General features: G+C 46.4%; 14 protein-coding genes. 12 read left to right on the top strand and 2 right to left on the bottom strand.

Going from position 1 to position 15,074, the window contains the following annotated elements; translation table 11 throughout:
- The first annotated feature begins 153 nt into the window (after positions 1-153).
- The 5 genes from MHI45_RS05070 to MHI45_RS05050 are packed head-to-tail and all read left to right on the top strand — an operon-like array spanning position 154 to position 5,062.
- Positions 154-396, top strand: coding sequence for an acyl carrier protein (locus MHI45_RS05070; protein ID WP_038593838.1), 243 nt, complete (start codon positions 154-156; stop codon positions 394-396).
- On the top strand, positions 393-1,727 hold the full coding sequence (locus MHI45_RS05065) for a hypothetical protein (protein ID WP_076114452.1): 1,335 nt from the start codon (positions 393-395) through the stop codon (positions 1,725-1,727). The genes MHI45_RS05070 and MHI45_RS05065 overlap by 4 nt, the downstream gene beginning before the upstream one ends.
- Before the next feature lie 13 nt (positions 1,728-1,740).
- Positions 1,741-2,859 carry a hypothetical protein gene (locus tag MHI45_RS05060; RefSeq protein ID WP_076114451.1) on the top strand — a complete coding sequence of 373 codons (1,119 nt, stop codon included), beginning with the start codon at positions 1,741-1,743 and terminating at the stop codon, positions 2,857-2,859.
- The gene (locus MHI45_RS05055; RefSeq protein ID WP_076114450.1) at positions 2,859-4,052 is read left to right on the top strand and encodes a radical SAM/SPASM domain-containing protein; all 1,194 of its coding nucleotides are present in this window, start codon (positions 2,859-2,861) and stop codon (positions 4,050-4,052) included. Before MHI45_RS05060 ends, MHI45_RS05055 begins: the two co-directional genes overlap by 1 nt.
- Positions 4,049-5,062 carry a Gfo/Idh/MocA family protein gene (locus tag MHI45_RS05050; RefSeq protein ID WP_076114449.1) on the top strand — a complete coding sequence of 338 codons (1,014 nt, stop codon included), beginning with the start codon at positions 4,049-4,051 and terminating at the stop codon, positions 5,060-5,062. Before MHI45_RS05055 ends, MHI45_RS05050 begins: the two co-directional genes overlap by 4 nt.
- Before the next feature lie 70 nt (positions 5,063-5,132).
- Here the strand turns inward: MHI45_RS05050 and MHI45_RS05045 are convergent, their stop codons facing one another.
- Positions 5,133-5,885, bottom strand: coding sequence for a nucleotidyltransferase domain-containing protein (locus MHI45_RS05045; RefSeq protein ID WP_144024506.1), 753 nt, complete (start codon positions 5,883-5,885; stop codon positions 5,133-5,135).
- 223 nt (positions 5,886-6,108) lie between these two features.
- On the opposite strand from MHI45_RS05045, the gene MHI45_RS05040 reads away from it, so the two are divergent.
- Positions 6,109-7,095, top strand: a complete 987-nt coding sequence (locus MHI45_RS05040) for an aldo/keto reductase (RefSeq protein WP_076114447.1) — start codon at positions 6,109-6,111, stop codon at positions 7,093-7,095.
- 92 nt (positions 7,096-7,187) lie between these two features.
- Here MHI45_RS05040 and MHI45_RS05035 read toward each other — a convergent pair whose 3' ends face one another.
- Positions 7,188-8,528, bottom strand: a complete 1,341-nt coding sequence (locus tag MHI45_RS05035) for a hypothetical protein (RefSeq protein WP_076114446.1) — start codon at positions 8,526-8,528, stop codon at positions 7,188-7,190.
- A 523-nt stretch (positions 8,529-9,051) separates the two neighbouring features.
- Between MHI45_RS05035 and MHI45_RS05030 the strand changes: the two genes are divergently transcribed.
- The 6 genes from MHI45_RS05030 (at position 9,052) to MHI45_RS05005 (ending at position 15,068) form a co-directional block, all read left to right on the top strand.
- Positions 9,052-10,245, top strand: coding sequence for a transposase (locus MHI45_RS05030; protein WP_341118914.1), 1,194 nt, complete (start codon positions 9,052-9,054; stop codon positions 10,243-10,245).
- 189 nt (positions 10,246-10,434) lie between these two features.
- On the top strand, positions 10,435-11,118 hold the full coding sequence (locus MHI45_RS05025; protein WP_076114509.1) for a GntR family transcriptional regulator: 684 nt from the start codon (positions 10,435-10,437) through the stop codon (positions 11,116-11,118).
- Positions 11,119-11,148: 30 nt separating this feature from the next.
- Positions 11,149-12,300 carry an amidohydrolase gene (locus MHI45_RS05020; protein ID WP_439823201.1) on the top strand — a complete coding sequence of 384 codons (1,152 nt, stop codon included), beginning with the start codon at positions 11,149-11,151 and terminating at the stop codon, positions 12,298-12,300.
- A 41-nt stretch (positions 12,301-12,341) separates the two neighbouring features.
- The gene (locus MHI45_RS05015; RefSeq protein WP_076114498.1) at positions 12,342-13,385 is read left to right on the top strand and encodes a methionine ABC transporter ATP-binding protein; all 1,044 of its coding nucleotides are present in this window, start codon (positions 12,342-12,344) and stop codon (positions 13,383-13,385) included.
- Complete coding sequence (locus MHI45_RS05010; protein ID WP_076114499.1) at positions 13,360-14,019, top strand: methionine ABC transporter permease; 660 nt, start codon at positions 13,360-13,362, stop codon at positions 14,017-14,019. Before MHI45_RS05015 ends, MHI45_RS05010 begins: the two co-directional genes overlap by 26 nt.
- 29 nt (positions 14,020-14,048) lie before the next feature.
- A complete protein-coding gene (locus tag MHI45_RS05005; RefSeq protein WP_076114500.1) occupies positions 14,049-15,068 on the top strand; it encodes a uroporphyrinogen decarboxylase family protein in 1,020 nt (339 codons plus the stop codon).
- The last annotated feature ends 6 nt before the right edge of the window (positions 15,069-15,074 follow it).

Below are 15,074 nucleotides of genomic sequence, written 5' to 3'. Positions count from 1 at the left end.
TCAGCTAGAAGTAGAAGAATAAGTAAGATTAGTAGTCTGGAATCCATCTAGTATAACTGAATATTTTGGCGCATTCAACCATATATTAACAGTTTTAAATTTGGTATATTCTTTTCATTCCATCCAAGTAAGCACAGAGAAAGGAGTATACACATGCAGCAAAAAGTTATTGAAATCATAGCGGAAATCAAGGAGGATCCAGCGTTGTTGCAAACGCTTGACGGCAGCTCCGATTTGACGATTGACGCTGCTCTGGATTCTCTCCAGATTATTAATTTTATTCTTAGGATCGAAGACGAGTTCAATATCGAAGTTGATTTCGATACCTTTGATCTGGAGCATTTGAAATCGGTAGACCGTTTCACGGGTTATGTTGCCGGGCTTACCGGACAATGAAGACTACGGTGCATTGCGGCAGCTTTGAGTCGGAACGGTACTGGCGGGAGAAAGACCTCGCCGCGCTGCCTTCCATTCCCGACCTGAGCGGGATGTCCATTGTACAGGCTATGGATGAAATGCTGTTTGTATTCTGCGGCAGCGGCGATGTTCTGCTGACCCGTTACGGCATGAACAAAGCGCAGGTCGATTATTTGCATTCCCTCGGCTACGCATTCACTACCAATGTGTATCCGATGACATTGCAAGAGGAAGGTGCTGCACAGGAGAGTCTGAATATATTTGAGCTGCTGGACAGACTGGACCCGGAAGGCCCATTAGCCAGGATGATACCCGGGGGAGCGTCGCTTTCCCCTTTTGCCGTGCTTCCCGGAACACAGAATGCCCTAAGGCGCTACCGCCTTCAGCCTGAACTGCCGGACGAGCAGACGGTTCGCAGCGTGAACACCAAATCCTACTCGATTGCTATGCGGGACCGATTGTCGTTGCCGAACGTAGGATTAGCAGTTGACAGCGTCCAGGAATTGCTGAATACCGGGCTGCAAATGCTGGAGAAGGGCCCATTCCTGATTAAGGATGAGTATGGTGTTTCCGGCAAAGGAAACCAGCTGGTAGATTCCGAGCGGACCCTGCGCAGAATTGCCGGGTATCTGGAATCCGGCAGGAATAAGGAGAAGCGAATCCGTTTTGTACTGGAGCGGCTGCTCGACCGCGAAATGGACTTCTCCTGTCAATTTCATATTGACCAAGCAGGTGCAATCTCCATTGTGTCTGTGCAGCAACTGGTGAACAACGGGTTTGCCTTCGGAGAATCACAGTCTCCCGGCAAAGCGCTGCTGGATAGGCTGGAGCAGGAGAATTATTGTGAAATCATGCACAGTATAGGGAGAAATCTCTACAAGGATGGCTATTATGGCGATGTCTGTGTGGATTCGATGCTGCTGCGCGACGGCTCAATCGCGCCTCTGGTCGAGATTAACGCACGGAAATCGATGAGTCTGATCAAGCACAGCGTAGACCGGTATCTGAACCGGGAAGACATCCATACAGTTCTGATTCAGGTCCCGCTGGTTTCTATGGGGCAAGCCTCTTATGAAGTGCTGCTGCAGCATTTGGAGCAAGCGAATATTCTGTTCGGCGCGGAAAACGGGGAAGGCGTGATTCCTTTAACTTCAGGAACGCTTCATCCGCCGGGCAAGGAGCACTCCGCAGGCACCAAAGGCAAGCTGTATGCGGCACTTGCTTACCGCGATACTGCGCATAAGAAGGAGCTGTCGGTCAAGCTGGACGAGGCGCTGCAAAGCAGCGGATATACTATTTTGCGGAAATGAAGGGAAGCAGCCAATGAAGGATACAGTGACAATACTATGTTCTGGCTTTGGGCTGGGCTTTTATGTCCCTGGCCTGCTGATTGAACGGGCGCTGAAGGTTTTGGGAATCAAGGCGGAGGTGGAGGTCTTCGAAACCTTAATGTTTGAGGATAAGAAGAAGACGACAGATAACAGCCGCAAAGCTTACAGGGAGAATTTTGCCGTGGCGCTGACTTCGCAAAAAATACCGGGGGATATCCGCAACAGCCTTGACCCCACTGTGGTTAAAGCTCTATTTGAACGTTGGCGCGGGGAAGGAAGGCAGCATTTCATTACACTCTCCGGACACTGGGTTCATGTACTGGATATGTACCGGGAAACGGCGGCTTATGAAGTCTTGGCCGATTTGCTCTACATCGATGCGGACCTCTCTCCTTCCTGGAAGAACCTCCGCAGACTGAACCCCGGGTATGCGCAGGGCTACCATGAAGTGAACATGTATGACCTTGTGAATCGGAAGGTGCTGTGCAGAATTGACACGGGTATCGAGCCGCTGCCCATGCCGGCAAGGAATGGCCGATTGGTTGTGCATGGCGGAGGTTGGGGAATCGGAACATTCCGCGAGAAATTTGCTGAGCTGGAGGCAGCGGGCTACCTGCTTGATATAGCTGCTTACAGCAATGAGGAGATCGGCGAAGAAATCCACGGAAGACATTACTATATGAATGACCCGCAGTGGAGGACATGGCTCCGTGACAGCAGCGGACACTACAGCTTCCCTCCCTTTGCCAAGGTGAGCGGCAGCGGGGAGAACCGGTTCCCGCCTTGTCAGAATTATCCAGAAGGCATGTATGGTGTTATCCGCCAGGCCTCTGCAGTCATCAGTAAGCCGGGTGGTGGTGCCTTGGTCGATTCACTGTCTTCCGGGACTCCGCTCGTGCTGCTGGACCCATTCGGTCCCCACGAGCAAATCAACAGTGATCTCTGGGTCGGGCTTGGCTTCGGTATCCGTTATGAGGAGTGGAAGCAGGCTGGCTTTGACCGTGAACTGCTGCGGAGGTTATCGGAGAACATCCTAACGTCCAGAGAACGGTATCCTGATTATGCCAAGAGCTATGCAGAACGTCTGTATGCAGCAGAAGGGAGAAGCTAATGCAACCAAGCAGCAAAGTAGCGCTGGACGCCAAGTCCTTTGAAGCGCTGAAACGCACCATCAAAAATGTAGTCGTTCCTCATAGAGAGCGGAAGCTTGATCCCGGCTTCAAGACGGTGATGCCGGAAATTATGTCGCTCAAGCTGACTAACCGTTGTAATCTTCGTTGCAAGCATTGCTATCAGTGGAATGAATCCGGCTATCACCATGATATGGACAAGGCCGAACAGAATCTCGACATGAGGCTGGACATGATCCGCGAACTGCTGGAGGAGACCGATGAAGCACAGTCCAGGCTGTACTTGTGGGGCGGAGAGCCGTTGTTTCACCGCGATACACAGCAAATTCTGGAGCTGCTCAAGGCGCATCCCAGAGATACGACGATTTGCACCAATGCCCTTCTTCTCTCTAAATATGAAGAGGAGCTGTGTGCGATCTCGGACAATCTGGAACTGCTGATCCCGATTGAGGGCTTCGAGGAAGAACATGATCTGTTGCGGGGGAAAGGCTCTTTTCAAAAAGTGGTCGAGGCTGTGGACCGGCTGCTTGCCTTGCGGGAGCAAGGGAAGTTCAGAGGCAGAATATCGGTGCATAATGTGATCAATGACAATATGATCGGCAAGCTATACGAAATGGTGGAATACTTTGAGCAAAAGGGTGTCGATCTGGTGCTGCTCTGCTTCCCCTGGTATATATCCAGTGAGACCAGTCTGGAAATGGACCGGTTCTATGACGAGCGCTTCCAATGGCTTGCCGAGCTGAGCCTGGACCACCGCAGCAGCTGGCATGCCTTCAAGTATCATATCAAACCTGACAATGTGGTCAAGCTGACGGAAGACCTGAAACGGATCAATGCCCACACCTGGAAAAATACCCGCATCCGTTACCAGCCGGGACTGGACTTCGATGAGATTGAGGATTTCGTGGCCGGCAAGCCGATGGCGTCCCGCAGCACCTCGAAATGTCTGGCGCTTAGCACCCGGGTCGATATTGCCCCGAATGGCGATGTGAGCGCCTGCAAGTTCTTTTCTGAGTTGTCCATCGGCAATGTAAACGAACAAACGCTAACAGATATTTGGAACTCCGAGCGTTATGACCGGCTGCGGCGGATTCTGGATGAAGGGTTGTCCCCGGCCTGCTCCAAGTGCAATGTGCTGTACCTGAATACCTATTCGGCACTGACACATGTATGAGGATTGAAGGCGGGACACACTCTTACAAGCTCGGCATTCTCGGTGCTTCTAATATCATCAGGCCTGCTCTGCTGGAACCGGCTCGTTATGTTGATGATATTACCGTATCCGCTATTGCCAACCGCACTCCGGTGAAGGCCGTGGAACTGGCTCACGCATACAACATCCCCCAAGTTGCAGGCAGTCTTGAGGCGTTGCTGGAAATGAAGGAGCTGGATGCGGTATATATCGCTCTCAGCAACGATCTTCATGCAGAGTGGGCCCTCAAGGCACTGGCGGCTGGCAAGCATGTGCTGGTCGAGAAGCCAATCGCCTTGACTCCCGTAGAGGCGGAACAATTGAGGACGGCTTCGGCACAGCCTGCAGCCCACAAGCTAGTCGAAGGCCTGATGGTGGCCCATCATCCTTGGCAGCAGGCGCTCAAATCCATCATTGATTCTGGTCAATATGGCCAGCTGCGCAGTCTGAAGACCCGTATAACCATTCCTGCCAAGGACCAACATACCGGGAATTACCGCAGCATCAAGTCAAAAGGCGGCGGTGCCTTTGCCGACCTGGGCTGTTACTGGCTACAGTTCGTGGAGAACATAGTAGGGCTTCAACATGTGCAAATCTCCGGGCAGTCGCAATTTGACGGTCCGGACGGCTGCGACTGGACCTTTCAGGCATCGCTTAAGTATGACAGCGGGCTGGATGCGGAATGTCTGATCTCCTTTGAGCTGCCTTACCGTGCCTCGCATACCCTTTATTTTGATCAGACGGTGCTGACGGTACCCGATTTCTTACGGCCGCTCAAAGGATTCTATCCTATGAAAATACGCCATGATCTGCCGGATGACCGCAGTACAGTTCAAGATTTTGAACCAATGAATTATTACGTGAACCAGCTTCGAGCTTTCGCTGAAATAATGGACGGGACCCGTGAAGCTGGACTGGAGTATTCCTTGGAACGGGTAACTCTTCAAGCGCGAATGATGGCTGTGGCCCAACAGGCCTGGAGCTATAGGTAAATAAGAAAACAGTCTGCATCCGGTGGCCAGAACTGCTGGTCCAGGGATCAGACTGTTTTTTGTGTGCGGATTAACGGTCTGACAAGGGAGGCGGATGGTCTATCCAGTTGCGCTCATTGTTCTTTACATAGATTCCCAGTGCCTGGTCAGAGGAAAGCCCGGGGTTGTGGAAAGAGAGCATCATCGCTGCAAACCGTGTGCTTTTATTGACATTCGGATTGAGTAGAAGCTCTGTAGCCCGCTGTTTGAAATCCTCCGGTTTGTGCGGCGCAGTCTCGACCGTATCAAGCAAGGCCTTGTGGCTGGGGAAGAGCATACGGTTATAGGCCAGGATCATCCGCCCGCTGTAAAATACAAGATTGCTTACCGTATGCGCCATTAGATAGGCATCGTTATTTTTGGCGGCTTCCTTGGCGAAATAAAAAGCATACAGGTGAATCTGCGCGCTGAAGTCCCGCAAATTGCGCTCACGGTTCCCTTCGGGATAAATGGGGATTCGAGCTACAAGACGCTCCAGTTCAGGCATTCTTGAGAAAAGCACATGTGAACCGGTAAACGCATACCGCGTCGTCTCGTTACCGCGCTCAGCGGCCAGCTCCAGAAAGCGGAGATTAATCACCTTCACATCCACGTACCCGCCTTCATATATGCTGGCCTCCCGGTCCACATAAGACAGGTTGTTGTTTCTTGCATGCGCTTCGTAGGATTCATCAGTTACCACCAGATGGACATCCACATCGGAAGTTTCCTTCACCCGGTCCCGGGCAACCGACCCAGAGGTGATGACCGCCAGACAAGAAGCGTCAACTTTCAGCTTGTTCACGAAATTCTCCAATGTCTGTCTATGGTGTTCCAACATCAGGTTCATCCTCTCTATATTGTTTTTGCTCTATTAAGCGTAACGATTACCGCGCTTAGCGGCTATGGTCAATGAAGACATCTATTCATCCGCAGCATGTAATAAAATCGCTTGCTTTGGAGTTAACTCCAAGGAGTAAACTACATTTGAAGGAAACAATATCTATGGGGAAGTGGGGAACAATCAAATGGAATATGTGAAACTCGGAAATACTGGTTTGGATGTCTCTCGGCTATGTCTGGGTTGTATGAGCTTTGGTGAAGCAGAACGATGGGTCCATCCATGGGTCCTTGATGAAGAGCGGAGTCGTCCCATTATTAAACAAGCTCTGGAGAATGGGATCAATTTTTTTGATACAGCAAATGTATATTCAGACGGAACAAGCGAGGAAATCGTTGGACGGGTTTTAAAGGATTATGCTAATCGAGATGAAATTGTCCTGGCGACGAAAGTTCATTTCCGGATGCATCAAGGTCCAAACGGTGCCGGACTCTCCCGAAAGGCGATCATGAGTGAAATAGACAAGAGTCTCAAGAGACTGGGAACAGATTATGTGGATCTATACCAGATTCACCGCTGGGATTTCAATACTCCCATTGAAGAAACGATGGAAGCCTTGCATGATGTTGTCAAGGCCGGGAAGGCAAGATATATTGGTGCTTCTGCCATGTTCGCTTGGCAGTTTCTAAAGGCATTACATGTAGCTGAGAACAATGGATGGACTAAGTTTGTATCCATGCAGAATCATCTAAACCTCGTATACCGTGAAGAGGAGAGAGAGATGCTGCCGCTTTGTAAGGAAGAAAAAATCGCTGTGATTCCATATAGCCCACTTGCATCAGGGAGATTGACCCGTGATTGGTCGGAAACCACACATCGCTCCGAAACCGACCAAGTCCAGAAATCTAAATATGATGCGACTGCGAATACGGACCGGTTAATTGTAGAGAAAGTTGCAGCAATCGCAGAGCACCGTGGTGTTCCCCGCGCTCAAATTGCACTTGCCTGGGTGTTGCAGAAAGCACCAATAACAGCCCCGATTATCGGTGCCACGAAAATGTCTCACCTTGAAGATGCCGTAGCCGCTCTTTCCATTACGTTAACAGCTGAAGAAATTGCGTCGCTGGAAGAGCCATATGTTCCTCATCCAGTAGTGGGCCCTATTTCGATGTAATGATAAAATTGCAAGCTATGAACAGACAAAGACACTAACCTGCGTTAGTGTCTTTTGGTCTCTTTTACTGATAGGGGATTCTTAGCCCCTCCCTATTTAATTTCCCTTAAATAATCTTCTAGCTTTTGTACTTCAGTATAGGAGAGCTTTAATGAATATCCATCGTTAAAATCCAAAATAAATAAATGCTCAAATGCGTTGTTTGGCAAAGCATATTCGGTTGAATTCATTGATTTTCTTGTCTGAGGAAAGGCATTAGGAAATATCAATGCAGATAAAACCGATCTATCGATAGTCATTTCATCGTTAAATTGTGTAATGATTTCAACCTTAAAAGGAGTCTTTTCTGTAAAATAAGAAGTTGTTTTGGTCTCATTTTTACGCAGCTTTTTATATTGATCTATATAACTTAACAACCTGTCTCTGTAATCATGGTCAATGAGGACAAGCTTTGTTTCATTACGAATAGAGAACTCTGATGACTCAAACGAATCACCAAGGAACGAAAAATCATAGTAGTTGCTATGCAATGATTTTATAGTAATTTTTTCATAATCCGGGGAATTCGTAATTTCGACATTTTGACGTGATGTTATAAACTCATATCGATTTTGAACTCTTAAATTAAACTCTTCATTACGAATACTCTTCATTTCGTTACGATTAATATTCAAATTAGCGCCGTAATACACGGGTAGGTGTATGCGGCTGTCCTTTTGCGCTTCCACCTGATTCTTTGCATAATCTGGATTCAAATATTGTGTATACAACTGATAGAATGAACTATAAGTATGTGTTATTAGCTTGTCAATTTGATCTTGCGAAAGAGGGAAATCTAAAGATTCTGGGATACGACTTTCCCTAATATCAATTAATTCATAATTAAGCTCTTTATCTTCAGCGAAAGGGGAACCAACCTCATAGATCAGAAATTCCCCCTCCGAGAACCCGTACTGCAGAACAAAATATAAGGTATCTTCGTTATAAAGAAATACGCTCATTGGTTCATCATGTTGTAAAGTACTAAGATATGAGTCTTCGGGAACTCTAAGCCTATATTCATATGGAAACCCTTCAATTTCCATAGCTAATATATTTTCGCTGGTTTTGTTATTGAAAAAAGGATTAACATCGATTAACTGGTATCTAACACTCTTATCATGGAAAACTGAAGACAGATACTCTTTTACATCAACGGGCTCCGAATACAAAAAATGAGGATCAGAGATAAAGCCGCCGTATAAAGGAAAGATTCCGGACCACTCAAAATTCCGCAAGTTATATTTATCTCGCTTGATTTCCACGTTGTTCCCATCATATTCTTTAGAAGATATTTGATTGAACCCGAAAATTTCTTTTTCATAAGTTCGTAAGATTAAGAACGAGAACACAACAAAAGAAACTAAAGTAATTATTATGTAAAATCTTTTCACTTTCATCGCTCCTACATAGTTGTTTCTATTTTATACAATATACTAAATGTATGAGATAGATATTGACCTTACTATACAGTTTTTTTGTTGAAATCAATATTGTGGATATAGTAGGAAGGAGTATTATGGCTTGTTGAACCCCGTGCGGATGACTTTAACTGAATCTAAGCAAGCAGCCCATGTGGATTGTCACATGGGCTTTTTTGTTGCGGCTGTGCTCTTTTTGCTGAAGTAACGATCGGTGGATTAAAAATTAATGAAAGATATATGACAGTTTTTATTCACCCATAATACCCACTTGACTAGGGGGAATAATAGGTTTATAGTATGAAAAAAGCTTGAAAAACAGAGACGTGTTTTAAAATAATCATCTATTTAATCTATTAATTTAATAATTGAGCATTTTGCATTAATCTAAGCCCTTGTTACACAAAGGAATTTTGGGTATAAAAAAGGACTTCACCCCAACTTGGAGAAGTTTTTTGGTGACCAAACCAAAACACTCAAGAGGAGGAAGCCCCCTTTGTATATTCTCCAAGAAAGTCTTTTTTCCTTTGAGGAGCTTCAAAGAATCGAATCTAAAGAACGACTGCCTATCTTTTTCAGCGCACTCGACCTGCGACCTTACGCGAGAGAATTGAGAAATCGCTCACCCCGAGGAGCGGATGGGCACTGTCGTCAAGGCATTCTTCGCGCGTTACTCGCGGCTCCCTTAGAGAACATCGATACGTTTAGCGGCCTACAACGCAGACTGGAGTTTGACCTTCGTTTCCGTTACCAATGTGGGCTTCGGTTGGATCGTCCTGCCCCTTCCATTTCTACGTTAAGCCGAGTCTTCGCCGGGTTGACTCACAAAGGCCTTGCCCAGCGGTTGTTTGAGGATCTTGTGGCTCAGTGTCAAGAGGCTGGAATCATCGACGGCACTCATGTCGCCATCGACAGCGCAGCCATTGACGCCTACGAGAAAAAACAACCCAAGCGAAAAAGCGAACTCACCGGCAATGCCAACTGGGGTGCAAAGTTTGACACCTTTGGCAACAAGGTCAAGTGGTTTGGCTATAAATTGCATCTGGCCGTCGATGCCAAGAGTGAACTTCCCATGGCGCTCAAGGTGACCCCTGCCCATGTGAACGACGGAGACGAAGGGCCTGCGCTTATGGCGTTTATCGCTGCGAAATCCAAAACGAAATTCTTCATGCTGGATGCGGGCTATGACCAAATGAAAAACTACGAGGCAGCCCGGAGCGTCAAGGCACAAGCCATTATTCCGCTGAATCCCCGAAATGAAAAGGAACCGCCAGCAGGGATCACACGAAAAGGCACGCCCTGTTGTTCGATGGGTTTTCCCATGACGTATTGGGGACACGAAAAGGTACATTTGAAATTCCGTTGTCCGCATGCGACAGGTCAAGTGGATTGTCCTTTAGGCATGGCCGCTTGTTCGTCCTCCAATTATGGAATGGTGGTCAAAACCAACAGTCAAACGGATCTCCGGCGCTATGCGTTACCGCATCGGGAAAGCCGAGGCTGGAAGGAGCTTTACAATAAACGAACCAGTGTGGAACGCTGCAATTCTCGAATGAAGACCTATTTGACCGCAAATCAGCCCCATGGCTGGGGGATTCAAAAAGTGACAACCCACCAATATTTGAATGCGATTGTGTTACTTGCCTCTGCACTCGCCATCGCGAAGCAACGAATTTACAACGCCGCTTAAAAACTTCAGCTTCACCGAAATTCTGCCCGTCTGCCTATTTATAGCTCAGCTCTCACAAAACTGGAATTTCGCTGTGATCTGAACATGACTCTGAAACGAAGTATGAATTATGCAAAACGCTCAATTGTATACAATTATACAAATATATTTAAAGCCACTCTCAAATTATCGATGAGGAGCAATATAGGTATGGTGATACGATCACGAAGGTTGTCAAAGGATAATACCTACTATGCATTAAAACAAAAAATTATTGATAGTGAGTTAGAGCCGAATCAAGCGGTAAATGAAGAAAATTTGGCGGCGTTGCTCGGGGTCAGCCGGACTCCTTTAAGAGAGGCCATTCAGAGATTGGAGAATGAGGATTTTCTCGTTCGTCAGCCGAATGGCAGGTTGCGGGTAGCCTCCGTAACTATCAAAGAGGTGGAAGAGGTATTTCTGATTCGCAGCATGCTTGAAGGCTATATTGCAAGAAGTGCAGCTAAGCATGCTACTGATAAAGATATTCTACATTTAACGACGATGATGGAGCGAATCAAACATTCCTTCCAGTTAGGTGACAAACAGGATTTTGTATCCTATGGCTTTGAGTTCCATGATTATTTATCTGAAATCAGTGAACTTAGGACCTTTGAGAAAGTTCTGAATCAATTAAGAGATCATTCGCTTCGCTACTGTCGCTATGTCTCCATGCATGGAGATTGGAACACACAGGCGGATGAAGAACATAATTATATCCTGCAAATGATAGCTGACAAAAATGAAGATGGTGCAGAAAAAGCAATGCGGGATCATATTCTAAGCAGCTTATCTACTGCGCTTGCGCGAATCAAAGGGATGGAAGAAAACGAGATAGACCATATCGGTCCATAACGAAAGGGGATTACTTCACCTATGAAGCCACTGCATAAGATTGATCATGCTTTAGCTAGTCAATTGATAGAGGTCCGAAGAAACCTGCATCGAGAACCAGAGCTGGCATATGAAGAGTTCAGAACAACAGAGAAACTGCGCGAATGGCTGACAACTGCCAATATACATATTTTAGACCTCCCTTTAGAGACTGGACTAATCGCAGAGATTGGACAAGGTGACGGGCCTGTTGTGGCCATTCGCTGTGATATTGATGCACTTCCGATAGAAGAACAAACGGAATTACCTTTTGCCTCAGAGATTCCAGGAAAAATGCATGCATGTGGCCATGACTTTCACACCGCTACCATCTTAGGCGCTGCCTTGTTGTTGAAGGAGCGTGAAAGTGAATTGCCGGGAAGAGTTAGAGTCTTGTTCCAGCCGGCAGAAGAAACAGGACACGGAGCGGAAGGTGTCTTAGCATCAGGAGGCCTCAAGGATGTAGCTGCTATATTCGGTTTACATAACTCACCTGACTTGCCTACAGGATCTTTTGGAACGAGATCGGGAGCTTTAACGGCAGGTGTTGACCGGTTTGAAATCACTGTAAAAGGCGTTGGCGCTCATGCTGCTACTCCGGAAAAAGGTGTGGATTCGATTGTGACTGCTGCGCAAATTGTTACAATGCTGCAAACCATCGTAAGCCGCCAAAATAATACTTTAGAGCCAGTTGTGTTAAGTGTTACCAGAATTAACGGAGGCTTCACATGGAATGTGTTGCCGGAAAAAGTTGAATTAGAAGGTACGGTACGTACTTACAATGAAGAGATCCGCCGCCAGATTCCTATACAAATGACCCGAATTATCGAAGGGATTGCTGCAGGAGCCGGGGCTGAGGCGCAATTGCATTGGTATCCAGGCCCGCCAGCAACTATCAATCATGGGGACTGGGCTGACTTCACCAAGGAAGTCGCCTTAGAAGCCGGATATGATGTGCATGATATCCCGCCGCAAATGGGGGGAGAAGATTTCTCATACTATTTACAGCAGATACCGGGTGCTTTTGTAAATATCGGAACAGGCCCGGCCTATGCTTTGCATCACCCCCGATTCGATGTTGATGAGGCAGCTATACTGCCTGCCGCTAAATATTTTGCTTCATTAGCAGAGCAAGCACTTCAGAAGCTGCAAGAAAAGGCTTAATCCTAAATCTTAAATCTACAATATGATTGAGGGGAATGAACATGATTGAATTAAAGAATGTGTACAAAACATTCACTCGCAAAGAGATTACGATTGATGCTCTGCAAGGGATCAATTTAAAGGTTGAAAAAGGCGATATATTCGGGGTTATCGGCTATAGTGGTGCGGGAAAAAGCACATTAATCCGTTTAGTCAATTATTTGGAAAGACCCACAAAAGGACAGGTTCTAGTAGCCGGGCGTGATTTGGGAACATACAGCGATAAAGAGCTGCGGGCGGCCAAGAAAAATATCGGCATGATTTTTCAACATTTTAACCTGCTAGAATCTAAAAAAGTATTTGATAATGTCGCGATTCCTCTTGTTCTGCTGAAAAAGAATAAAGATGAAATCCGCAAGCGGGTACAGGAGCTGCTTGAGTTTGTCGGATTAAGTGACAAAGCTGGAAGTTACCCGAGTGAATTATCAGGTGGACAGAAGCAGCGGGTCGGGATTGCCAGAGCGCTTGCCTCGAATCCGTCTATCCTGCTGTGTGACGAAGCGACTTCTGCCTTAGATCCACAGACAACACGATCTATTTTACAGCTTTTGAAAAAAATCAATGCGGAATACAACATTACGGTGATGATCATTACGCATGAAATGTCTGTCATTCAAGAGATTTGCAACAAGGTGGCTGTGATGGAAGAGGGGCGGATCATCGAACAAGGAAGCGTGCTGGATGTATTCGGTCAACCCAAACATGAGACCACGCAAAATTTTGTGAAAACCGTTATTCAAAACAGCATGACGTCCAGCGTTCAAAAATCAATAAAAGCAGAACATGGAAGTCTGCTCTATAAACTCAGTTTTGTTGGTGAAAGTGCATCTGAGCCCGTTCTGTATGAGATGATTCGTTCTTCCGAGATAAAGGTCAATATTTTATTTGCGAATATGACAGAGATTCAAGAAACGACACTCGGAACAGTGATCATTCAATTAAATGGAGAGCAATCAGAGATTAACAATGCTTTAGCTTTCCTGAAAAGAAGCGGAGTCGGTGTAGAGGAGGTAGAATCTTATGTTTTCGACCACAGTAACAAGTGAACAATTTATACAGGCCATAATAGAAACGATTCAAATGGTAGGGTTTTCCTTGTTTCTTGGTTCACTGCTCGGGATTCCAATCGGTATATTGCTAGTAATTACTCGTCCAGGCGGTGTTTTGGAGAACAAAGCCCTTTACGCCATAATAAATCCGATGATCAACATTATCCGCTCTCTACCCTTTATTATTTTGCTGGTTGCGATTGTTCCGTTTACACGGGCCATTGTTCATACTTCGATCGGGACAAGCGCAGCGATTGTACCGCTGATTATCTATATAGCGCCTTATATAGGACGTTTGGTAGAGAACTCGCTGCTTGAAGTGAACCCGGGAATTCTGGAAGCCGCAGAGGCGATGGGAGCTACTCCCTTTCAAGTCATCTGGTACTTTTTGTTGCCGGAAGCGGTCGGATCCTTAATCCTGTCATTGACAACAGCAACGATCGGATTGATAGGTGCAACTGCAATGGCCGGAACAGTAGGCGGCGGCGGAGTCGGCAACTTGGCCATAGTCTATGGATACCAGCGGTTTGACACCGTAGTCGTGGTAGCCACCGTTCTTATTCTCATCATTTTGGTGCAAGGCATTCAATCTTTAGGTAACAAGCTGGCAAGAAAAATTCGCCGCTATTAGTTATTACAGAGACATGGAGGGATTGGCAGATGAGTGAATGGAGTAAGCAAGATCGGTTTAAAGCAATATTGTCCGGAGAACGGGCGGATCGTCACATTGTCAGCGGATGGCGTCATTTTATTGACAAGGAACAAAATGCAGAAGATTTAGCAGCAACAACGATTTCGTTTACGAAAAAATATGATTGGGACTGGGTCAAAATTAATCCTAGAGCAACTTATTTAGCTGAAGCTTGGGGTAATCAGTATGACTTTACGGATTATCAGACTGTCTTTCCAAGACAGAAGACGACTGCTATTCCTACAGCCGATAACCTGTGGGATCTCGAAGTGAAAAAGGCAACCCAGACTGCATCTCTGCAGGAGCATTTAGAGGCGGTCAGAAAAATTCGTCAAGGGTTACCGGACACTCCGCTAATCCAAACCGTATTTTCGCCATTAACGGTGTTGCTGTTTATCGTAGGGCGTTCTGCATATGTAACAAAAACAGTGTTTGGCATTGAGCAGCCTGTTACTTTGGAATCGTTGTTTAAAGAGCATAGAGCGGCAGCACACCATGCGTTACATGCTATTTCATTAACCTTAGCTGATTATGTGCAAGAGTTGCAGCATGCGGGTTCAGATGGTTTGTTCTACGCGGTGACAGGTACAGCACATCCGGGATTGTTTGACGAAGCGATGTTCGATGAGCTGTCCAGACCCTATGATTCTATTGTCTTGGAGGCCGCAAGTTATGGCAAAAACATCCTTCATACCTGTGGAGCCCATGCAAAGCCGGAGAAATTCAATGATTATCGTATTGATGGGATCAGCTGGGATACTATAGCCGAAGGCAATCCAGGTTTAGAAGCGAATCTTAAAGCTACTAAAGTAGGCGGCGTTGATCATGGATTGTTTGCAGTAAACAATATAGATCAAATTCAAAAGCAGGCGAAGGAAGCTTTGACGTTAATGAAAAACCAGCCTTTTATTCTCTCGCCAAATTGTGCGATCCCGCTAAATGTTACAGATGAGGCGTTAGAACAACTAAAAAACTCAGTATTTGAATAGGAGATG

This window comes from Paenibacillus sp. FSL H3-0321 (genome assembly GCF_038002865.1).
Taxonomy (GTDB): domain Bacteria; phylum Bacillota; class Bacilli; order Paenibacillales; family Paenibacillaceae; genus Paenibacillus_AQ.
This window is presented reverse-complemented; position numbering and strand designations above follow the sequence as displayed.